Raw genomic sequence first — 1,878 nt, 5'->3', positions numbered from 1 at the left:
GAATTGGCATAAAAAAACTTGACGACGCGTTTTAAATAACGCACTTTAGGCGCATGAAACTTAGAAAAGCGCTTTTAACCATTGCAAATCGGTATTGTGCGGCCAAGCAGCTGAGCAGGGGTCGTGTCTCAACAATTGTGTTCAATTCTGGCATGACGCTCGACCGAATTGACGAAGGCAAGAACTTCACAAACAAGAGTTACGAAACCGCACTTACCTATTTCAGCGACAATTGGCCCGAAGGCGTTGAATGGCCTGAAAATATTGTGCGCCCCCCAAATTTTGTTGGGGCCAATGTGGCTGAGCAAAGCAACGAGGTGTCCGCATGAACACCTCACTTTTTTCGACCCCTTCAAGAATTTCCTCCCTTGGAGATGTCAACTCGGGTGCGCTTGCTTTTGCGCATCCGCTTTTTATTCTGCACCACAGTGAGCGCGGTGTGGCGAATGGTGGCAGAGCTAGTTGCGGGGAGGGTGCCCCTTATGCCCGACGCTCCAACCGTGTCTGGCTCTGCTGCCAACCTACAGTCCTCATTGGCCAACTCAAGCGCTTCAAGCGCCAAGTCCAATTGTGGTGTGGTGATGATTTGTCTGCGTGTTTTCATGGCCAGAGCGTCCCACGCTCTGCCAGTTCTGTCACCGTCTGCCAAGCGGCAACCTTAGACCGCGCAAATTTTGGCGCAGGGGTGCTGGCATGAGGCTGTTGAACCGCGAAACATATTTGGGGTTGAAATCAGCAACACGGCGCATGGTGTCTGTTTTTGGCGGGCAAGATGCTGCGCAAGAATGTCCCCGCGTTAGCCCAAAACAAATCAGCCGTTATTGCAGCATCAAGGACGACCACATCGACCAATTTATGCCGATCGATATTTTGGCCGATCTGATCAGCGAAAGCAAAGATACAACAGTGCTGCGCCAATTGGCGCGCCTGGCACATTGCGAACTGATTGAATTGCCCCAAATGCCCAATGGCTTTGCAGACCTGCAAGTGGCCATGGGTAAATCAGCCAAGGAATTTGGCGAAGTCATCTCCAGCATCGGCGTGCATATCGGCGATGGCAAATGGGACAAGGCAGAGCGCAAAACCGACCTTAAAGAAATTGACGATGCGATAATGGCGCTGTTGGCGCTGCGCAAACTGGCTGAGCGGGGTGAGGGCGATGAGTAACTTGACAGAACTCCAACCGCACCCATTCGCTGATATTTTTCCCTATATGGGCGGCGCAGACCGCGATGACTTTATAGAAGACATTCGGCAAAATGGCCTGCAAGAGCAGATCATTTTGCTCGATGGCAAAATTCTTGATGGGCGTAACCGTTATCGGGCGCTGCAAGACATTGGTGAATATGGCCCCAAACATTTCATTGAATTTGAGATGTATTGCAAGTTGGCCAACATTTCGCCGGATCCGTTGCAGTTTGTTCTGTCCAAAAACCTGCACCGCCGCCAACTAACCGAAAGCCAACGGGCAATGGTTGCTGCGGCTTTGGCCAATATGCAGCGTGGTGCGCAGACAACATCTAAATCTGCAAATTTGCAGGATAATGCGCCCAAAACCTCCATCAAAGAAGCTGCTGCCAAGCTGCAAGTTTCTGAACGTTCGGTGGCCCATGCCAAAGTGGTGCAAACAACAGGTGCGCCAGAACTCAACAAAGCGGTGGAAAGTGGCGATTTGAAAGTAAGCGCTGCTGCAGCCTTGGCCAAATTGCCCGCTGCAGAACAGGCTGAAATTATCAGCACTGCAAACCCAATAGCCATTGCCAAAGTCACTAAAGATCTGCGCGACAAATCGTTGCGCAGGTCTTTCTTTAAAAAGGTCATAACACACCACAAGAGCATTGTAAAAGACTTGACAAAGAATAAGATATGTGCTATGTT

At 50.4% G+C, this 1,878-nt stretch carries 3 protein-coding genes and 1 pseudogene; 3 read left to right on the top strand and 1 reads right to left on the bottom strand.

All coding sequences use genetic code 11. The features are described from left to right. The first annotated feature begins 53 nt into the window (after positions 1 to 53). Positions 54 to 329 carry a hypothetical protein gene (locus Q0231_RS11190; protein WP_299347733.1) on the top strand — a complete coding sequence of 92 codons (276 nt, stop codon included), beginning with the start codon at positions 54 to 56 and terminating at the stop codon, positions 327 to 329. A 23-nt stretch (positions 330 to 352) separates the two neighbouring features. On the opposite strand, the gene Q0231_RS11185 is transcribed toward Q0231_RS11190, so the two are convergent. Beyond that, positions 353 to 604, bottom strand: a complete 252-nt coding sequence (locus tag Q0231_RS11185) for a hypothetical protein (protein ID WP_299347732.1) — start codon at positions 602 to 604, stop codon at positions 353 to 355. A gap of 89 nt (positions 605 to 693) precedes the next feature. Here Q0231_RS11185 and Q0231_RS11180 point away from each other — a divergent pair, with 89 nt between their 5' ends. Both Q0231_RS11180 and Q0231_RS11175 read left to right on the top strand, forming a co-directional pair. Next, positions 694 to 1,167 (top strand): phage regulatory CII family protein, encoded by a 474-nt coding sequence (locus tag Q0231_RS11180; protein ID WP_299347731.1) that lies wholly within the window; start codon positions 694 to 696, stop codon positions 1,165 to 1,167. Further along, positions 1,160 to 1,878, top strand: a pseudogene (locus Q0231_RS11175) (hypothetical protein); the annotation flags it as partial. The gene Q0231_RS11180 and the pseudogene Q0231_RS11175, both read left to right, overlap by 8 nt.

Source organism: uncultured Maritalea sp. (genome assembly GCF_937139385.1).
GTDB lineage: Bacteria > Pseudomonadota > Alphaproteobacteria > Rhizobiales > Devosiaceae > Maritalea > Maritalea porphyrae_A.
The sequence above is the reverse complement of the archived record's forward strand: the minus strand, read 5'-3'. Positions and strand labels throughout refer to the sequence as shown.